Below are 18,559 nucleotides of genomic sequence, written 5' to 3' on the forward strand. Positions count from 1 at the left end.
CTCACGCTTTTCATGCAATCGATGATCGGAGCCATCGCCGATGAACGTAAAACAACAGGCCGGGGCCGGTAGTCAGCCCGATCAGGCGACATTGCTCGGAATATTGCGGGACGCGCGGGAGCGTCTGGAGATTTTCCAGACACGCCAGGATGAGCGCGTCGCCATCATCGGCCTTGCAGGACGGTTTCCCGGTGCCGATGACATTGATGTTTTCTGGCAATTGCTTGCCGATGGCGGCTCGGGATTGACGGCGGTCACGGATGCCGATCTCGAAAGCGCCGGCGTCGATCCGCAATTGTCGGGACAGCCCGACTATGTCCGGGTCTGGGGCGGGTTCAGCGACCCGACCGCTTTTGATGCCGGTTTTTTCGGTTATGCGCCAAGGGAAGCCCAGCTGCTTGATCCGCAGCAACGGGTGTTTCTGGAATGCGCCTGGAGCGCGCTGGAACATGCCGGTTACGGAAGCGGGAAGAGCCGGGGCCGCACGGGCGTTTATGCCGGCGGTTCGCTGAATTATCACTTCACCCATATCCATTCCGACCCCACCCTGCGCGACAGCGTGGCACCGCTGCAGGCGGGGCTCGGCAATGTTTCCGGCATGATCGCATCGCGTGTCGCTTACCATCTCGATCTTGATGGTCCGAGTGTGGGCGTCCAAGCAACCTGCGCCACCGGGCTGGTGTCGGTGCATCTCGCCGTTCAGGCATTGCTGTCGGGTGAATGCGAGATGGCGGTGGCAGGTGCTGTCTCTGTCGGCCAGCCCAAACCTGCCGGTTATCTTTATGAGCCGGGTGGCATCGGTGCTCCAGACGGTCAATGCCGGCCATTCGATGCGGCTGCGAATGGCACCATATTCACCAATGGCGTTGGCGCCGTGATCCTGAAGCGCCTCGGCGATGCGAAGGCGGCTGGCGATACGGTCTATGCCGTCATTGCCGGGTCGGCGATCGGTAACGACGGCAACTCCAAGGTCGGGTTGACGGCGCCGAGCGTCAAAGGTCAGGCTTCGGTTCTCAAGAAAGCGCTGGCCAATGCGGGCATCGCGCCATCGGCGGTGGATTATGTCGAGGCGCACGCGACCGCGACCGCGATAGGCGATCCTATCGAGCTGACCGCGCTGAACCGTATCTACGGGCCGTCGCTGCGGGCCGAGGGCCGGACTTGCCTCATCGGTTCGCTCAAGGGGAATGTCGGGCACATGGATGCCGCGGCCGGCATTGGCGGGCTCATCAAGACCGTCCTTGCGCTGCGGCACGAATGCCTGCCCGCAAGCGGCAACTTCACGACACCCAGCAGCGCCTGCGATTTTGAAAGCGGTCCCTTCCGGGTGGCCGCAGGCAAGTCCGACTGGAAAGCCGATGCCGACAGGCCGCGCCGTGCCGCCATCAGCGCTTTCGGCATGGGGGGCAGCAATGCCCATGTGATCATTGAGGAAGCACCCGCACGACAGGAATCGGCGCAAGGCGAGGCGGGCGCGCTGATGCTGCCGCTCTCGGCGCGTTCGGCCGCCTCGCTCGCCGCAATGCAATCTTCCCTTGCGGATACGCTCGCGAAAATCGGAGAAAATGAAGGGGTTTCCCTTGCCGATGTGGCCCATACGCTGCAGACGGGGCGCGAGACCTTCAACCACCGTTCCATCACGGTCGCGACGACATTATCCGATGCCTCCGAGAAACTGAAAGCCGCATCCGGACCCGGTTTCGCAACTGGCCAGATCTCGCAGCATGACCCAAGTCTGATATTCATGTTTCCGGGTCAGGGCAGCCAGCATGTAGGAATGGCCCGGTCGCTTTATGAGCGTGAGGAACACTTCCGGACCGCGCTGGATGAATGCCTGTCACTGATGCCGGACGATCTTGGAATCCGCCCACTGCTTCTTGCAGTGGCGGATGCCTCCGATACCGGGTTGGACCGCACCGACCGCGCCCAGCCCGCTTTATTCGCCGTTGAATATGCGCTGGCCAAAATGTGGATGCAGAAGGGTTTGCAGCCGCGGGCGATGATCGGCCACAGCGTCGGTGAATATGTGGCTGCCTGCGTGGCGGGGGTTTTCTCCCTCGAAGATGCCATGTTCCTCGTGCTGGCACGGGGGCGGTTGATGCAGGGTTGCGCAGCCGGCGCAATGCTGTCGGTGATGCTGCCCGAGGCCGATCTCAGCGCCCGGCTGGATGGGGGGCTGGAAATAGCCGCGGTGAACGGGCCGGGCAGCTGCGTCGTCGCTGGCGACACGGAGGTTCTGCATCGTTTTGCCGAACGTCTGGAGAAGGACGGGGTCGGGTGCCGGCTGCTCAGGACATCGCATGCGTTTCACAGCGCGGCGATGGAGCCGATTCTCGAGGAGTTTGCGGGCCTGTTCGACGGCATCGCTCTCTCTGCGCCGGCAATCGATGTGATGTCGAATCTTTCCGGAAACTGGCTGCGGGCCGACGAGGCCTGCGATCCACAATACTGGACCCAACATCTTCGCAGGGCGGTAAATTTCAGCGACGGCATAAGACATAGTCTCGAACTTTCCGCTCCCGTCCTGCTGGAGGTTGGGCCCGGCTCCACGCTTTCAAGGCTGGCGCGCCAGCAGGCAAATGATGATTGCCGCATCGTCACGTCATTGCCGGATGCAGCCGGAACGGCTGATGCTGCCGACCATGCGTTGCTGGCCTTCGGACAGCTGTGGCTGGCAGGCATCGATATCAGCTGGGAGGCGCTTCACGACGGCTTGCCGCGTCGCCGTGTTGGCTTGCCGGGCTATCATTTCGAGCGTATGTCATACTGGATCGCGCCGCCCGCTGGTGGGCAGGAAGTAGCCCCTCCCGCAACCTGCAGGCCGCTGGCCGAATGGTTCCATCAGCCGGTGTGGAAGACACGGCCGTTGAAAAACGGGGCGGCGTCAAGCGCTCGAGGCCGCTGGCTTGTTTTCGGTGCTGAGGCTCTTTTCGATATTCCGGACGGGATCGATGCGGTTGTGGTTCGTGAGGGCGTAACATTCAGCGTCTCCGAGAAAGCCTATACGATTGATCCGGCGAAAGCGGAGCATCTCATTTCCCTGTTCGATGATCTTGCCGAAAAGAACTGGACGCCGGATCAGATCGTCAGCGGGTTTGGGTTGGCGGAGACGGACCTGCCGGATGCCGCGTGGAATTTTGCGCTAGCTCTTGCCGGAACGCTTGGCCGTGGCAACCTGCGCCCGGATGTGACATTCATCGGCCGCTCCATGCATGGGATTTTCGCCGCCGACACCGTTGAGCCCGCAAGAGCCCGGATCAACGGGCTGGTGCGCATGCTGGGTCAGGAACTGCCGGGATTGTCGTGCCGCAGTATCGATTTTCAGGGTCTGCCGGACGCAAAAGCCGCAAGGGACCTTCGGGACGTGATTTCCTCGCCGTTTGTCGAAGGAGAGCGGATTTATGCTCTCCGCGACGGTATTTTGCTCTCGCTCTCCCATGAGCGTGTCGAACTCAGCGAGGCGGCAGATGGCGCTGTCGCAAAGCGCGGCGAAACCTATCTCGTCATCGGCGAACTTCTGGGAGGGCTGGGTCTTGTCTATGCCCGTGCCCTCATCAAAGCCGGGGCGAAAGTCATTCTGTCGGGTCGCGCGGGAATTCCGCTGGTGCCGGACTGGGAGCGCTGGCTTGCATCCCACAGCCCCCGCCATCCGGTCAGCCTTTTTATCCAGACGCTCCGGTCGCTCGGAACGCCCGGAAAGGACTATCTTCTCTTTTCCGGCGATGTCAGCGATGCCTCATGGCTTCGGTCTGCGCTGGAGGAGGGTGAGAAAAACCTTGGTCGGGTGAAAGGTGTTTTCCACACAGCCGCCATGGGCGACCAATATTTCGGCCTGCTCAGCAGTGACAATTTCGACATGAAAAGCCTTCAGACCGTAAAGTCCGGCGCTATCGATGCTCTTGATCATGTGGTCGGAACGCGCAGCGATATTTTCGTGCTCGTCCAGTCATCGCTGTCATCGATCGTTGGTGGCACCGGGCTTGGCCGATACGCCGCCGAAAACGCCTATCTGGATGCTTTCGTTTCCGCAAAACGGCGCGCGTCCGGTCCGGTCTGGAAATCCGTCAATTGGGATGCCTGCGCCTCGGTCCACGCGACGGAGGCTGACCATGCGGCCCACAGGGAAATAAACCCGGAGGAGGTCTGGCAAGTCACGGCGCAGGTCCTTTCGGAGGCTTCACAGGCGTCAGTCGTGGTCACGCCCTATGATCTCGAAAACCGCCCGGCAGCGGATGTTCAGGATGCCGACGGCGCTGTGGCGACCGGCCAGAAATCAGCCCGCAGCGGGGTATCGGCCGCCTATGCCGCGCCGCAGGGGCCGCTTGAAGAAGACGTCGTCGCCATCATGGCGGAGCTTCTCGGGATAAACGGTATCGGCGTCGCCGATAATTTCTTCGAACTCGGCGGTCACTCGTTGCTCGCCATTCAGGTCGTCGCGCGGCTTCGAAAACGCTTTGACGTTGAAATTCCGATGCGTGCCCTGCTTTTCGACGCGCCGACGGCCGCCGGCCTCGCCAGGGTCATTCAGGAGGGTCTCGACGCCCGCAACAAGGAGGCGGATATGCTCGCCTCGATGCTTGATGACGTCGAGGCCGGTCGTTGAAGACGCCGACAACGCTCACACACAATCGGGATCATTCTGATGAAATTCAGCCTTTTTTATTTTGACGGTGACGGATCGCGTCCGGGTCAGGAAAACTACCGTCTGCTGATGGATAGCGCGCAATTTGCGGACACAAACGACCTCGAAGCCCTGTGGGTGCCGGAACGGCATTTCCACGCATTTGGCGGTCTTTACCCCAATCCTTCGATTGTCAGTGCCGCGCTGGCCATGGTCACGCGCAAGGTGCAACTGAGAGCTGGCAGCGTTGTTGCGGCCCTGCATCATCCTTCCCGCGTGGCCGAGGAATGGGCGGTCGTCGATAATCTTTCCGGCGGCAGGGCAGGCATCGCGATTGCGGCCGGCTGGACGAAAGACGAGTTCGTCTTTTCGAAGGAGCCGCACGGCAACCGCCGCAGCACCATGTGGCGCTCCTATGAACAGATCACCCGGCTGCTTGCCGGCGAGGCGGTCTCGTTCGAGGATGCGGACGGCAATATCGTCGAGGCGAAAACCCTGCCACGGCCCGTGCAGTCGCGCATTCCCTTCTGGGTTGCTTGCCAGTCCACGGAAACTTTCATCGAAGCAGGCCGCCGGGGCCTCAACGTCCTGACGGCTTTGCTCGGCGAAACGACGGAGTCGCTTGCGCCCAAGATTGCGGCCTATCGCAAGTCTCGGGAAAAACATGGGCACGATCCGGCCGCGGGGACGGTCAGCATGATGGTCCACACCTTCCTGGGTGAGGATACCCGGAAAGTAAAATCCAATGTTTCCAAGCCGTTCGGGGATTATCTCCGCACGCACTATCACCTGCTTGAAGGCCTTGGGCGGAGCATGGGTGTCGACATAACGCTTGATAATTTCAGCGATGAGGATCTCGACAGCCTGATCGAATTCGGCATCGAGGGTTTCATGAAAGGCAGGTCGCTGATCGGTACGCCCGAAAGCTGCCAGTCGACGGTGGACACATTGGCGGAGATGGGCGTCGATGAAATCGCCTGCCTGATCGATTTCGTCCAGGACTACGACCTCGTCATGGGCAGCCTGCCATTCCTGCTGAAACTCGTGGAAGCAAACCGGCCGCCAATGCGCGTTGCCAGAGCGGTCTGAAGGATTTGCGATGATGTCGAATGCCGAGACGATCGCTCTATTGCGTAACCGCATCGCAAATCTTGACCCGGAACAGCGGGCACGGCTGCGCTCGCAGATAGAGGCGCGCGGCATGTCCTGGCACGATGTCGCACCGGAGGGCGACGATGCGGCTGGCGGAGCCGGGCGATTGCCGCTGACATCATCGCAGATGCATTTCTGGCTGCAGCAGAAGATTTTCCCTGAGAGCTCGGCCTATGTCATTCCGTTCAGATGGCATATCGACGGCCCGCTGGACCACGACGCGATCCTCCGCACGCTTGAGATTCTTGTTGCGCGGCACGAGCCGCTGCGAACGGCTTTTCCGCTTGAAGAGGGAAGACCCTGGCAGCAGGTTCTCGGTGATGTGGAGCCCGAACTTGTGGTTTCCGATTGCCGTAACAGGTCTGTTGCCGATTGCGACGAGGCCATAGGCCGGATCGCCCGCACAGCTTTCGACCTGTCCAAAGCGCCGCTGATGCGGACGCATCTTCTGCAGCTTGGAGAAAACGAGCATATTCTCGTCTTCGTCTTTCATCACACGGTTGCCGACGGATGGTCCCGCGGCATTCTGATGCGTGAATTTTCGTTGTGTTATGCCGCGGTCGCAAACGGTCAGGAACCGGTCCTCGATTCCTTGCCGCGATCCTATGGCGACTTTGTCCGCGCCAGGCAGAAATGGTCCGGCACGAGGGACTACGAGCGGCAAAAACAATATTGGGTCAACCGGCTGCAAAATCTCGAGCCGCAGGAATTTCCCGCCGATTATCCCCGCCATGAAACGACTGATATGGCCTGCGAGACGCTGGTGAAGGAGATTTCACAGGAGCTGATGGCGCAAGTGTCGGCTCTGGCCGCCAAACTTGGCACCACGACCTTTGTGGTGTTTGCCGCCATCTTCCAGCTTTTGCACCACCGTTATACCGGTCGCCGGGATCTTGCCGTGTGTGTGCCCGTTGCCGGGCGGGGTGATCCCGATATGGCAGGGTTGATCGGCCTGTTTACCAATACGGTCGTGTTGCGCAACGATCTCAGCCCCGCCATGTCATTCCGGGACTGGGCGAGACGTATACAGGAAGACTTCGCCAATGCCCTGGAGCATCAGGACTATCCCTTTGCGGAGTTGATGGATGTGCTGGGCAGTAACCGCGAAGGGGTGGAAAATTCACCGTTCCAGATTTCCCTTCAGGTCCAGACGCAGGGCTACAGGCAGCAGAATGCGCAGGGCTTCGATCTGGGCAATGCCAGCCTGCGGGTAAGGCAGGAAGCGATACCGGTTGCGGAAGCAAAGCTCGATATGAGCTGGATGATCATGGAGCGTGCGTCGGGTGCGCTCGTCACCGTCGAATACCGGTCCGGCCGGTTCGAGGCGGTGCGCATGGAGCGGCAGCTGGAGCATTTCGAAAACCTGCTGCGCTCGGTCGTTGCTTCCCCCGACGCGCTTTTGCCGACCTTCAACTATATTTCCGCCGGCGAGCGCGAAGCTCTTCTCTCATCGGGCGCGCTCGTGGCGCGGCCTCTCCCGGTCAAGGGTGTGCACGACCTGATAAGCGGCGCGGCACGTCTCCATCCCGAAAAGATTGCCGTCGAATGCATCGACCGGAGCTGGACATATAGTCAGCTCGAAGAGGCGTCGAATAATCTCGCAAGGGCACTTCTGACGCTGGAGAATCCGGTGAAACCGGGAATGCGGGTCGCGGTTTCGCTGCCGGGGCAGGCGAGCGGCATCATATCTTTCCTTGCGATCATAAAGGCTGGCGGGGTTTATGTGCCGATCGATCCGCGCCACCCGGCAGACAGGATCGGTTACGTGCTGGAGGATGCCGCAGCGGTTCTGGTGCTGACTGATAATGCGGGGCTTTTCCCCGGCATTACCTGCATCGATCCTGTTCATCATCTTGAGAACCAGCCGGATGCCGCGCTTCCGGCGATGCCTGATAACAGTGACATCTATATCCTCTACACCAGCGGCAGCACCGGGCGACCAAAGGGGGTGCCGATTACGCACCGGGGCCTGCTCAATCAATTCCAGTCAATGGCGCGCCAGCCCAGTATAGGGGCTGGAGACCGAATGCTTTCAGTAACGACGCCGGCATTCGATATTTCCGTTCTGGAGATGCTCTGGCCATTAAGCGTCGGCGCCACGGCCGTCATGCGTGAACCGGACCTTCTGCTTCAACCCGAGAGGCTGGGAAGGACACTGGATGAACATGATATTTCGCATTTCCAGGCGACCCCCGCCACCTGGCGAATGCTGCTGGACAGCGGCTGGCAGGGGAAAAAATCCCTCACCGGCCTTTGCGGCGGCGAGGCTCTCGATGCGCAGCTTGCCGGCCGGCTTATTCAAAAGATTGGCTCCCTCTGGAATGTCTACGGTCCGACCGAAACGACGATCTGGGCGGGCGCATTGCTGGTGGAGGAGGCCCATTCCAGAAGCGGCAAGGTGCCGATCGGTGGCCGTCTGGACAACACCTCGTTCCTCGTACTCGATGCCTATATGGATCCCGTTCCCGAAGGCGTGCCGGGAGAGCTGCACATTGGCGGCATAAGTCTCAGCCGGGGCTACTGGGATCGGCCGGCCCTTGCGGCCGAGAAATTCGTTCCCGATCCCTATGACCGGACATCCACGCCGGGTTCCCGCCTCTACAAAACGGGTGATCTCGTCGTGCGCAGGCCGGACGGCAATCTCGAATTCGTCGGACGAACCGACTTCCAGATCAAGTTGCGCGGCTATCGTATCGAGGTCGGAGAAATCGAGAGCCTGCTTCAGGAAGAGGACGGTGTCGATCAGGTACTGGTTCTGCTTGACGCGAACAAGCAGCAACTGCTGGCCTATGTTCTGCTCGAGGATCGCTCCGGCACGGTCGACAAGGGTGCCATGGGTATCAGGCTCAGCAGGGCGCTTTCGGCCCGGTTGCCGCGTTACATGGTGCCTTCGCATTTCATCCTTCTGGAAGAGTTTCCGATGAATGCGAATGGCAAAGTGGATCGCAAACGTCTGCCGCTGCCGGATCGCTCGGAACGGGCGGCTTCCGAAATCACCTCTCCGGCAAACAATGTCGAACAGGCCCTCCACGCCCTCTGGCAGAAGATGCTCAAGCGCGAGGATATTGGCGTCAACGACAATTTTTTCGAGCTGGGAGGCGATTCCCTGCTGATCGTCGCCATGCCTGCCAGGGTGCGGGATGCCCTTGGCATCGAGCTGGAAGTCACGGATTTCTTCCGTTTTCCGACACTGGAAACACTGGCCGGCCACATAATCGATCTGCAGCACGGCAAGACTGCGCCGCCAGAGAGTGCGCGTGGGCGAGGCGACACCAGGGGCAAGGGGCGTGAACGGCAATTGCAGCGGCGCATCAGGTCAGGCAATTTCGCCTGACCTGCCTATAAAGTCTGTCAGGATTACAGCCATGGAACAGGGCGCCGCAACCGCCGATAAAGAAGACTTAAATGCGCATGGTAAGCCCACCCTCTTCCAGCTGAGCTTTCCGCTCCTGCTTCATTCACTGCTGAGCTTCTTCGTTAATCTGGCCGATACCGCAATCATAAGTGCCTATTCGGCAGAAGCAGCGGCAGCCGTTGCCGTCGCCAAACAGGTGATGATGATCGCTTTCGAATTGTCCGGGCTGGTCGGCATCGGCGCGGTCATCGTCATTTCCCGGCACCTTGGCCGAGGAGAAGTGGAGGCGGCACGGCAAGTGGTGGCGGTGGCGCTCCTGACCAACACGCTTGTCGGGCTGGCGCTTGGCCTGTCATTGGTCGTTGCTGGCCCCTTCGTGCTTGAACAGCTGGCCGGGTCGACCTCCCTCAATGATGAGGCCGGCCTTTACCTGAACATCGTCGCGGTCGGCATGGTCTTTAACGGTTTCATAGCCGCCGGGCTTGCCTGTCTGCGCGCGTTCGGCCACAGCAGGTTGATCCTGGCATTCGGGGTGTGCGTGTCGGCTTTTTACCTTCTCGCCGAATGGGTTCTCATTCTGGGGGTTGGGCCTTTGCCGGGCATGGGCGTGACTGGTGCCGCACTTGGCACCTTTAGTATTCGCGTGCTGACGACAGCCGTTCTGACACCGGTTCTCATGCGGAAACTGGGGTTGCGTTTCTCATTTGCCGAGACGGTCGCGCGTCTTGCGACTGCACGCCGGATGATCGCAATCGCCTTGCCGAGTGTGACCGATTACATTGCCTACAGTTTTTACCAGATCATTCTTTTGGGGCTGGTTGCCAGATTCGGCGTCGAGGCTGTCCTGGGCCGCACCTATACGATGCTGGCCATGGCATTTCTGATCGTCGTCGTCATGGCAATCAGCCAGAGCAACGAGGTCCTGATCGGTTACCGTTTCGGTGAACGGCGGCTTGAGGCGGCGACCAGCCAGGCGCTCCGGTCCGCAAGCCTTGCCGCTGCCGCGACGACGTCCATCGCCACACTGATCTGGCTCGCAACGGTTCCTTATATCAGGCTATTCACCGACAATCCCGCGGTGATAGAATTATGCAGAAGCCTGCTGTTTCTGACAATATTCATTCAGCCGGGATTTGCCTTCAATACGATCCTGTTTCAATCGCTGCGGGCGGTGGGCGATGTCCGCTGGCCGGTTTTCGCCAGCCTGACCGTGACATGGGGTCTTGGCCTTTCCACGGCCTGGTTCTTCTGCCTTTACCTCAATCTCGGGGTGACGGGCGTATGGTTGTCGCTGATCATAGAGGAGACCGTAAAGGGCAGTCTTTTCCTGCACCGCTGGCTCTCACGCGGGGTTAGGCACGAGGCGGGCTGACGCATCCCTCATGCGGGATGGTCGGCATGGAACAATTGAATGACGCGATGTAACACGATAGTCTCAGCACCGGGTCGGCGATCCCTGCACTCGCCATGAGGACGTTCACAAGCAATGCATCTGAAACGGCAGACTGAAATCGCCTTTGGCATCCTTGCGGTATGCGCGCGGCAGGAGAGCGAAATCGTATCGGTTCAAAAGGTCGCGCAAGAAATCGGGGCGACGAAAGACCATACCTATCAGGTTGTCGCGTTGCTCGCGCGAAACGGTCTGCTGCAGAGCGAACGGGGCCCGGGCGGCGGCCTGAAACTGGCAAGGGAGCCACAGACGGTAAAGTTGACCGAGGTGCTGCGGCTGGTACAGCCCGAATTGCTTGGGGAGGGCGCAGACGCGCTTGCACCGCCTCAATCCGAAACAGAAGCATTCCTCGGCCGCATCGTCTCGACGACCTCGTCTTTTTTTGCCCGTCTTCTCGATCGCTTCACGATTGCCGATCTGATCGCTCCTGAAAGCAACTTGCGTGTCAGCTGTCTTGATTGTGGCCTGCTGGCTTCAAGCCAACAGGCCACGGTCTCCCTGACGGGCGATGTCCGGCCGGAACCTCTGATCGCCTGGCGGTCTGGCACCCGCAGCTAGGCGTTCCTCATTGACGGAACATCGGCGCGCTTTTCAGGCAATGGCGCGATCCGCAACGCTATCGTCTTCCATATCGGAGTTTTCTGCGTGCGGCAGGGTCTCGATAAAGAAATCGAAAGGGCGGCGCGCTGTTTCCTTAACGCGATAACGCAGAACGTCTTTCACATGGTTTTTCGGCGTGAACGTCAGCACCATCGGTGCGGTGTCATAAAGCGCCGTTTCCTCTACGTAAGACGACGAGCATATGATGACCTGATCGCCACGCTGGCAGGTGCGCGCCGCAGCGCCGTTCAGGATGCAGCATTTCGATCCGGCTTCGCCGAAAATCACATAGGTCGAAATTCTGGCGCCGCTCTGCTTGTTCCAGATGTCGACAAATTCCAGCGGTCTGATCCCGGCGAGATCACAATGCTCGGGATCCAGCGTGATGGATCCGTGATAATCGAGATCGGCTCCGGTTACGGTGATGCCGTGCAGCTTGGCTCTGACGATGCGTATCAAATGCGACTCTCCTCAACGTGATTTCAAATTGTCGCATTCGACCGGCTGACAGCCTCAGTCTCTCCCGGGGACTGGTGCTGGTGGCACCAATCGCCGGCTGCGACACTGTGAATTGCCGATCTTTGTCGGAACGACATCGGCAATCTTGCAGGAGTCCGCAAGTTCGATGAAATAGTCGGAGGTTGCTTCCGCCAGCATGTGGAAAACGCCCGTCGTGCCGGAAGGATTGGCATTGCGCGTGCGCGGTCGCCGGACGAGAACTGGCTGCGTTGCCCGCAGGATCATGCCGACGGAAAGACTTTCCGGGTCGACATTGAGAACGACCCCACCGGTCCGCCCCCGCCTGCTCTGCAGGAGACCGTTTCTGACGAGAATGGCAACCACCCTCGCGGCATGATCTTTGGTGACCCCAAGCCGATGAGCGAGCTTCCCCGTCGTATGGGCTTCCTCCGCTTCATGGACAAAGTTGGTCAGAATGCCGATTGCGATCTCAGATTCTCTGGTCAGATACATCAGATGTTCTCCTCACACCGAGAAACGGAACGTGCAAATTCCCTCTCGTAGTTTAGACGAGCAGCATCCGTCCTTTGGGACTTTGTCATATAAAAATATTGCGATGGACAGCGACGTCGTAAAGTCGGTTTCCTCCGTCGCGCCGGAAAATCAGTCTGGTATCAGGTCGGTAATTGCCCATGTGAAGCACCTGATACTGGACCGGTGAGGAAACGATCGCGGGTCTCGTAATGATTGTGAGGTAAGGAGCATGGCTTTCCTCGAAGAGCAAAATAATTTATATTTTACAGATATTAATGAAATTTTCTCAGGAAAATGGTGTCCACGAGAGGATTCGAACCTCCGACCCCAGGATTCATACCGCTTCGGCTTTCGCCGCCGCCCATCTCCATCGGATAAGGGCGTTCGTGGTCTGGACTGTCCCTTCACCGTGGACCTTGCGGCCTTTAGGTGCTGCCCATCCAGTCTCTACACCTTCACCGGATTTCTCCGGAGCTTGGCTCGGGATTGGCATGCTGGAAGACCAGCGAAGCTTTCCCCGACTTTGAGCAGATCGATTGCGTCGTTTCCGGGCGCAACCCCCAATTTACCTTAGGAATCCTGTGCTCTATCCTGCTGAGCTACGTGGACACTGAATTGCTCTTTAACCTGACGATGCCTGCGGATCAACCGCGTTCTTCATCGCGGTCGATCTCTTCCTCGGCTTTCTATGCGTTATCGGGCGGTCAGTTCGCCAGACGCTGTTCGGCCAGCTTTACCCAGTAGGAAATACCATAGGCGATGGCTTCGTCGTTGAAGTCGTAGCTGGGGTTGTGGAGCCCGGCCGAATCACCATTGCCGATGAAGATGAAGCAGCCCGGCCTTTCCTTCAGCATGAAGGAGAAATCCTCGCCCGCCATGGAAGGATCGACATCGGGATCGACATTATGCTCTCCCGCCACATCGCGGGCCACGCGGACGGCATAGTCGGTCTCGGCCGAATGGTTGAAGGTCACAGGGCAATAACGCTCATAAACGACCTCGGCTTCAGCGCCATTGGCAAGGGCTATGCCTTCCGCCATCTGCTTGATGCGGTCCTGCGCGAGATCGCGCACCGTTTCATCGAGACTGCGCACCGTGCCGGCGATCAGGGCCTCGTTGGGGATGATGTTGTGGCTGGAGCCGGCGTGGAAGCGGGTGACGGAGACCACCACCGAACGGATCGGATCGGCATTGCGCGAAGCGATCATCTGCAGGTTGCCGACGATCTGCGCGCCGATGGTGATCGGATCGACGGTGCGGTGCGGCTGTGCCGCATGGCCGCCACGGCCCTTGACGGTGATCGAGAATTTGTCAGGCGCCGCCATGATGCCGCCTTTGCGGATGGCGAAGGCGCCAAGCGGAATGCCCGGCATATTGTGCATGCCATAGACTTCATCGATGCCGAAACGCTCCATCAGGCCATCCTCGACCATTGCGAGCGCGCCAGCACCACCTTCTTCGGCGGGCTGGAAGATGACGGCGATCGAGCCGGCGAAATTGCGGGTCTCGGTGAGATATCTGGCAGCGCCGAGCAGCATGGCGGTGTGGCCGTCATGGCCGCAGGCATGCATGGCGCCGGCTGTTTTCGATGCCCAGGGTTTTCCGGTTTCCTCGAGAATGGGCAGGGCGTCCATGTCCGCGCGGAAGCCGATGGTGCGATTGCCGGGAACATTGCCCCTGATGATGCCGACCACGCCGGTGCGGCCAAGGCCGGTCACGATTTCGTCAACACCGAAGGATTTCAGCTTCGCCGCAACGAAGGCTGCGGTGTTGTCGACGTCATACAAGATTTCGGGATTTTCATGCAGGTGATGCCGCCATTCGCTGACTTCCTGCTGAAGTTCGGCGGCTCTGTTCAAAATCGGCATTCGCTCATTCCTGGGTTCATCGGTGCGGCATGTGGTAAAAGCCATCCTCCGTGGTGGATAGTGCGCCGCATAATTGACGTAATCAATGTACTTTGCCATTGCTAGGACATATATGGTGAATATTGCCATTCCCCGACTGAAGACGGGAATTCGAGGACTAGCCTTGCCAAACACAGTGAAATCGCCCAACGCCGCCCGCCGGCTTTCCGCAGCCATTGCCATCGTCACCGCAGGCGTCGTCGCCGTAGCGCCCGTGGCCAATGCCAATCCAAAAATGGTGGTGGATGTCAAAACCGGCAAGGTGATTTCCCATCAGGAAGCCTTCCGCAAATGGTATCCCGCTTCGCTGACCAAGCTGATGACCGCCTATATCGCCTTTTCGCAGATGAAGGCCGGCAAGATCAGCCCGCAGACGGAAGTGGTGATGAGCAAGAAGGCCGCCGACCAGCCGGCCTCCAAGATGTATTTCAAGCCCGGCCAGAAGCTGACCATGGACAGCGCGCTGAAGCTGCTGCTGATCAAATCCGCCAATGACATCGCCGTGGCCATCGCCGAAACCATCGGCGGCACCAGCGACAATTTCGTCGCGCAGATGAATGCGCAGGCGCAGCGTCTGGGCATGAGCTCCACGCATTACGTGAACCCCAACGGCCTGCCGGGCAAGGGGCAATATACGACGGCGCGTGACCTTGCATTGCTGGCATTGATCATCAAGCGGGAATTCCCGGAATATGCCCATTATTTCTCGCTGGAAGGTGTCACCACCGGCAAGAAGAATTATGCCAACTTCAACATGCTCGTCGGCCGTTTCGAAGGTGCCGATGGCATGAAGACCGGCTTCATCTGCGCCTCTGGTTTCAATCAGGTGGCATCGGCCGTGCGCAACGGTCGCTCCGTCATTACCGTGGTGCTGGGTGCCGATAGCCTAGCCGGGCGCACCGACCAGTCGGCCGATCTTTTGCAGATGGGGCTGACCGCGCCTTCCGGTCAGGGCGTTTCGCTCGCTTCGCTGGCGCCCTATGGCGATACCGCCGAGGTCAACGATATCAGCGCTGAAATCTGCAACCCGAAGGCCGCCAAGGTGCGCAGCGAAGGTCGCGACGAGGCGGGCCGGATGGTCATCCATTCGCCCTATGTGACGGAAATGACCCGCCCGCCGGAATATTCCTTCGCCGGCCTCATTCCCGGCAGCGAGACGGTGGCCGTCAACGCGCCCAAGGGTGCGGCCGGCAAGGGCCAGCTGGTCAATGTGCCAATCCCGATCCCGCGCCCGACATTCTGATCAGCGGAAACGGGCCTCGAGCCCGGTGCCGCAATGCGTTTATGTATTCGCAGCGTGATCATGTTATGATATTACAATGCCGCTCGTGGCTTCCAGCCACGGGCGATTTCTTTTCGTTCCGTGCGGCTCCAGGTCTTGTCTAGCATTATGTCATGCCGGGGGTAGCCATCACCATACAGGCAAGACATGTCTCGCGATCGCATCCCGGTTTCCATCATCACCGGCTTTCTTGGCGCCGGAAAATCGACCCTGCTCAACCGTCTTCTCAAAGATCCGGAGATGAGCGATGCCGCGATTATCATCAATGAATTCGGCGATGTCAGCATCGACCACATGCTGCTTGAAAGCGCCGGCGAAGGCATCATCGAGTTGGCCGAAGGTTGCCTCTGCTGCACTGTCAGGGGTGAACTGGTGGATACGCTGGCTGAACTGATGGATGGTATCCAGACCGGCAAGCTGAAGCCGGTCAAACGGGTGGTTATCGAGACGACTGGCCTTGCCGATCCCGCCCCCGTCATGCAGTCGGTCATGGGCAATCCTGTCATCGCGCAGAATTTCGTGCTGAACGGCATGATCACGGTGGTGGATGCCGTCAATGGCCTGTTCACACTCGACAATCACGAGGAAGCGGTGAAGCAGGCGGCCGTGGCCGACAGGCTGGTGATGACCAAGCGGACGCTCGCCGATGCTTCTGCGATTGCCGCCCTGATGGCGCGTCTTGAGACGCTGAACCCGCGTGCGACAATCGAGGATGGCGACAAGGCCGACTGGAGTGCTGCCTGGCTTCTCGACAATGGCCTTTACGATGTCTCCAGCAAAAATGCCGATGTCGGCCGCTGGCTGGGCGAAGAGTCCGGTCATGTTCATCATGACCATGACCATGACCATGATCATGAGCATGAGCACGATCACGCGCACGGTCATCACCACCATCATGGAGACCACGATCATCATCATGATGTGAACCGGCATGACGCCTCGATCCGCTCCATCTCGATCATTCATGACAAGCCGATCGAGCCGATGGCGATCGATATGTTCGTGGATCTGCTGCGCTCGGCCCATGGCGAAAAGCTCTTGCGCATGAAGGCGATCGTCAAACTGTCGGATAATCCGGGCCGGCCTTTGGTACTGCATGGGGTGCAGAGCATTTTCCACACGCCCGAGCGCCTCGCGGCCTGGCCGGACCCGGCCGATCAGCGCACGCGCATGGTGCTGATCACGAAGGATTTGCCGGAGGCTTTCGTGAAGGACCTGTTTGCTGCCTTCACCGGCACACCGGGTATTGACCGGCCAGACAGGCAGGCGATGACGGATAATCCGCTGGCGGTTTCGGGGTTGCGGTTTTAGGGCGTGCCATGATGGGCGAGGTCGGTGGGCGTGGTTACCCCCCCTCTGCCCTGCCGGGCATCTCCCCCACAAGGAGGGAGATCGACAAGCGACCTGCTCAGAATATCTTTATCGGACGGCTGAGACCGCAATAACCACGTTTGCGATTGACCGAGCGGCTGCGTCCCCCGATCTCCCCCCTTGTGGGGGAGATGTCCGGCAGGACAGAGGGGGGTATCCTCTGCGGCGCGCGAATTACCCGCCCTTCACAATCCGAAACCGATGACCCTTGTCCACCACGACGGTTTCAACCAGCCGATGCCCATCCTCATTGCACATATGAGCGATATCGATCACCGCCAGTGGATCGGTCGTCTCGACGGTCAGGATATCGCCGGCCTTGAGGGTGGCGAGCTTCTTGCGGCTTCTCAAAACTGGAAGGGGGCATCTAAGCCCCCTCAAATCATAAACGATATCGGTCGTGTCGCTCATTCCTTGGCCCAGAACTTCCAGAACGGCTTCTTTTCCGGCGCTTCCGGTGCCGGAGCAGGGGAATAGGCGAGCGGGTTCATCGCCGGGACCGGTATACCCTGGGCGGTAGCGCCGGTCTGGCCTGCTGTTGCGGGCGCCGCCGTTGCAACCATGGTCGGGGCTGCGGGCGCCGGGTTCGATTGCGGCGCCGTGGCGGGCTGGACCGCCGAAGGACGCGGGCCGCGCAGGGCGGAGGCGGTTGCGGTCGTCGCGGGTGAGGATGACGTGACCTGCTGCGCCTTCTTTTCCATCAGCGCGGCATATTCCGTTTCCTTCATCAGCTTGCCGGCCTTCAGCGCCGAGCCGGTCGGTGCATAGGCGGGTTCGCGGCCCTTGCGCTTTTCGGCAACCAGCGCCTTGCGCTCGGCCTCGCTCGGGTCGTACCAGGCCATGCCGTCATATTTCTTCATCGCCGTTGCATAAGCGAGATCGTAGGTCTTTTCATAGCTCGAAAGCGCGCTTGCCAATGCGGGCGGCGTGCTCATCGCCGGGCATTGGCCGGAGCCATTGAAGCTGCCGCCTTCCGTCTGCTGGTTGAAGACATATTTCTTCTCGCAGACATTCACGTCCGGCGGGCGTTTGGTGACTTCGAAATTATCGTAGCCCACCTTCAGCATCTTCCAGAATTCGAGATGCTCGCTCTTGCGGTGGCGGGCCATGTTTTCCGCCGTCATGCGGAAGGGGAAGGCCTGCAGCTGCACGGTTTTCTGACCGCCCTTGAAGGCGTCCCGTGCAAAACCATAAATTTCAAGAATCTGCGCATCCGTCATCGAATAGCAACCTGACGACGAGCAGGCGCCATGGATCATCAGATTGGTGCCGTTGCGACCATTGGCGGCATCATAACGGTTCGGAAAACCGGTATTGATGGCGAGATAATATTTGGAATTCGGGTTCAGGTGCGCGGGCGTCAGGTTGTAGAAACCTTCCGGCGCCTGCCGGTCGCCTTCCTTAACCTTGGGGCCGAGTTTGCCGGACCATGCGCAAATCTCGTATCCGGCGATCTTTTCGAAGCGATTGTCGCGCCTTGCCTTCCATATCTCCAGAGCACCCTCTTCCTTGAAGATGCGGATCATGATCGGCGAGTTGCGATCCATGCCCTTCTTGTCGATCTCGGCCAGAATGGACGGAGACAAGGGGTAATCGACCTTGTTCTTGACGTGAGAAACGTCGCGTTCGACGGTTTCAAGCGTATCGTTGCAGCCGGTGAGAATAAGCGCGGTGCAGGCGAGAAGGGCAAAATGTGTCAAACGCATGATCTGATCCGAAAGACGATGGCACGAAACGGTGGCAGTTCTATACCGTTCCGCGTGCAATTTAAATACGGTATTAACCGTTTACATCTTCTTAACTCAAATCGGATCCGCCCCGCGGCCGC

The 18,559-nt window shown here is 59.5% G+C and carries 12 protein-coding genes; 7 read left to right on the plus strand and 5 right to left on the minus strand.

Annotated features, from left to right (window positions below):
• The first annotated feature begins 40 nt into the window (after positions 1–40).
• The 5 genes from NYR50_RS20665 (at position 41) to NYR50_RS20685 (ending at position 11,136) form a co-directional block, all read left to right on the plus strand.
• The gene (locus tag NYR50_RS20665) at positions 41–4,603 is read left to right on the plus strand and encodes a beta-ketoacyl synthase N-terminal-like domain-containing protein (protein ID WP_418138002.1); all 4,563 of its coding nucleotides are present in this window, start codon (positions 41–43) and stop codon (positions 4,601–4,603) included.
• A 39-nt stretch (positions 4,604–4,642) separates the two neighbouring features.
• Positions 4,643–5,710, plus strand: a complete 1,068-nt coding sequence (locus tag NYR50_RS20670; protein WP_174010125.1) for an LLM class flavin-dependent oxidoreductase — start codon at positions 4,643–4,645, stop codon at positions 5,708–5,710.
• Between the two features lie 10 nt (positions 5,711–5,720).
• Positions 5,721–9,107, plus strand: coding sequence for a non-ribosomal peptide synthetase (locus NYR50_RS20675; RefSeq protein WP_174010124.1), 3,387 nt, complete (start codon positions 5,721–5,723; stop codon positions 9,105–9,107).
• 31 nt (positions 9,108–9,138) lie between these two features.
• A complete protein-coding gene (locus tag NYR50_RS20680; protein ID WP_418138003.1) occupies positions 9,139–10,500 on the plus strand; it encodes an MATE family efflux transporter in 1,362 nt (453 codons plus the stop codon).
• Between the two features lie 114 nt (positions 10,501–10,614).
• Positions 10,615–11,136 carry an Rrf2 family transcriptional regulator gene (locus NYR50_RS20685; RefSeq protein WP_174010120.1) on the plus strand — a complete coding sequence of 174 codons (522 nt, stop codon included), beginning with the start codon at positions 10,615–10,617 and terminating at the stop codon, positions 11,134–11,136.
• 33 nt (positions 11,137–11,169) lie between these two features.
• On the opposite strand, the gene NYR50_RS20690 is transcribed toward NYR50_RS20685, so the two are convergent.
• The 3 genes from NYR50_RS20690 to NYR50_RS20700 all read right to left on the minus strand — a co-directional run bounded on the left by NYR50_RS20690 (position 11,170) and on the right by NYR50_RS20700 (position 14,039).
• Positions 11,170–11,637, minus strand: coding sequence for an aspartate 1-decarboxylase (locus NYR50_RS20690; protein ID WP_174010105.1), 468 nt, complete (start codon positions 11,635–11,637; stop codon positions 11,170–11,172).
• Positions 11,638–11,691: 54 nt separating this feature from the next.
• Positions 11,692–12,150, minus strand: a complete 459-nt coding sequence (locus tag NYR50_RS20695; protein WP_174010103.1) for an Rrf2 family transcriptional regulator — start codon at positions 12,148–12,150, stop codon at positions 11,692–11,694.
• 725 nt (positions 12,151–12,875) lie between these two features.
• Positions 12,876–14,039: a M20 aminoacylase family protein gene (locus NYR50_RS20700; RefSeq protein WP_174010101.1), complete on the minus strand. Its 1,164-nt coding sequence runs from the start codon at positions 14,037–14,039 to the stop codon at positions 12,876–12,878.
• A 163-nt stretch (positions 14,040–14,202) separates the two neighbouring features.
• Here NYR50_RS20700 and NYR50_RS20705 point away from each other — a divergent pair, with 163 nt between their 5' ends.
• Both NYR50_RS20705 and NYR50_RS20710 read left to right on the plus strand, forming a co-directional pair.
• A complete protein-coding gene (locus NYR50_RS20705) occupies positions 14,203–15,321 on the plus strand; it encodes a D-alanyl-D-alanine carboxypeptidase family protein (protein ID WP_174010100.1) in 1,119 nt (372 codons plus the stop codon).
• A 186-nt stretch (positions 15,322–15,507) separates the two neighbouring features.
• Positions 15,508–16,671, plus strand: coding sequence for a CobW family GTP-binding protein (locus NYR50_RS20710; RefSeq protein WP_418138004.1), 1,164 nt, complete (start codon positions 15,508–15,510; stop codon positions 16,669–16,671).
• A 234-nt stretch (positions 16,672–16,905) separates the two neighbouring features.
• Here the strand turns inward: NYR50_RS20710 and NYR50_RS20715 are convergent, their stop codons facing one another.
• Both NYR50_RS20715 and NYR50_RS20720 read right to left on the minus strand, forming a co-directional pair.
• Complete coding sequence (locus NYR50_RS20715; RefSeq protein ID WP_174010095.1) at positions 16,906–17,142, minus strand: sulfurtransferase TusA family protein; 237 nt, start codon at positions 17,140–17,142, stop codon at positions 16,906–16,908.
• Positions 17,139–18,437, minus strand: coding sequence for a L,D-transpeptidase family protein (locus NYR50_RS20720; RefSeq protein WP_174010093.1), 1,299 nt, complete (start codon positions 18,435–18,437; stop codon positions 17,139–17,141). The genes NYR50_RS20715 and NYR50_RS20720 overlap by 4 nt, the downstream gene beginning before the upstream one ends.
• Positions 18,438–18,559 lie beyond the last annotated feature (122 nt).

It is taken from the genome of Agrobacterium sp. El2ro-1b (genome assembly GCF_048298475.1).
In the GTDB taxonomy this organism is placed as follows: domain Bacteria; phylum Pseudomonadota; class Alphaproteobacteria; order Rhizobiales; family Rhizobiaceae; genus Agrobacterium; species Agrobacterium fabrum.

Excerpts from the sequence above, each read along its gene's own strand:
- NYR50_RS20665 (WP_418138002.1), top strand. The coding sequence starts at position 41 with ATGAACGTAAAACAACAGGCCGGGGCCGGTAGTCAGCCCGATCAGGCG.
- NYR50_RS20670 (WP_174010125.1), top strand. The coding sequence starts at position 4,643 with ATGAAATTCAGCCTTTTTTATTTTGACGGTGACGGATCGCGTCCGGGT.
- NYR50_RS20675 (WP_174010124.1), top strand. The coding sequence starts at position 5,721 with ATGATGTCGAATGCCGAGACGATCGCTCTATTGCGTAACCGCATCGCA.
- NYR50_RS20680 (WP_418138003.1), top strand. The coding sequence starts at position 9,139 with ATGGAACAGGGCGCCGCAACCGCCGATAAAGAAGACTTAAATGCGCAT.
- NYR50_RS20685 (WP_174010120.1), top strand. The coding sequence starts at position 10,615 with ATGCATCTGAAACGGCAGACTGAAATCGCCTTTGGCATCCTTGCGGTA.
- NYR50_RS20695 (WP_174010103.1), bottom strand. The coding sequence starts at position 12,150 with ATGTATCTGACCAGAGAATCTGAGATCGCAATCGGCATTCTGACCAAC.
- NYR50_RS20700 (WP_174010101.1), bottom strand. The coding sequence starts at position 14,039 with ATGCCGATTTTGAACAGAGCCGCCGAACTTCAGCAGGAAGTCAGCGAA.
- NYR50_RS20710 (WP_418138004.1), top strand. The coding sequence starts at position 15,508 with ATGTCTCGCGATCGCATCCCGGTTTCCATCATCACCGGCTTTCTTGGC.
- NYR50_RS20715 (WP_174010095.1), bottom strand. The coding sequence starts at position 17,142 with ATGAGCGACACGACCGATATCGTTTATGATTTGAGGGGGCTTAGATGC.
- NYR50_RS20720 (WP_174010093.1), bottom strand. The coding sequence starts at position 18,437 with ATGCGTTTGACACATTTTGCCCTTCTCGCCTGCACCGCGCTTATTCTC.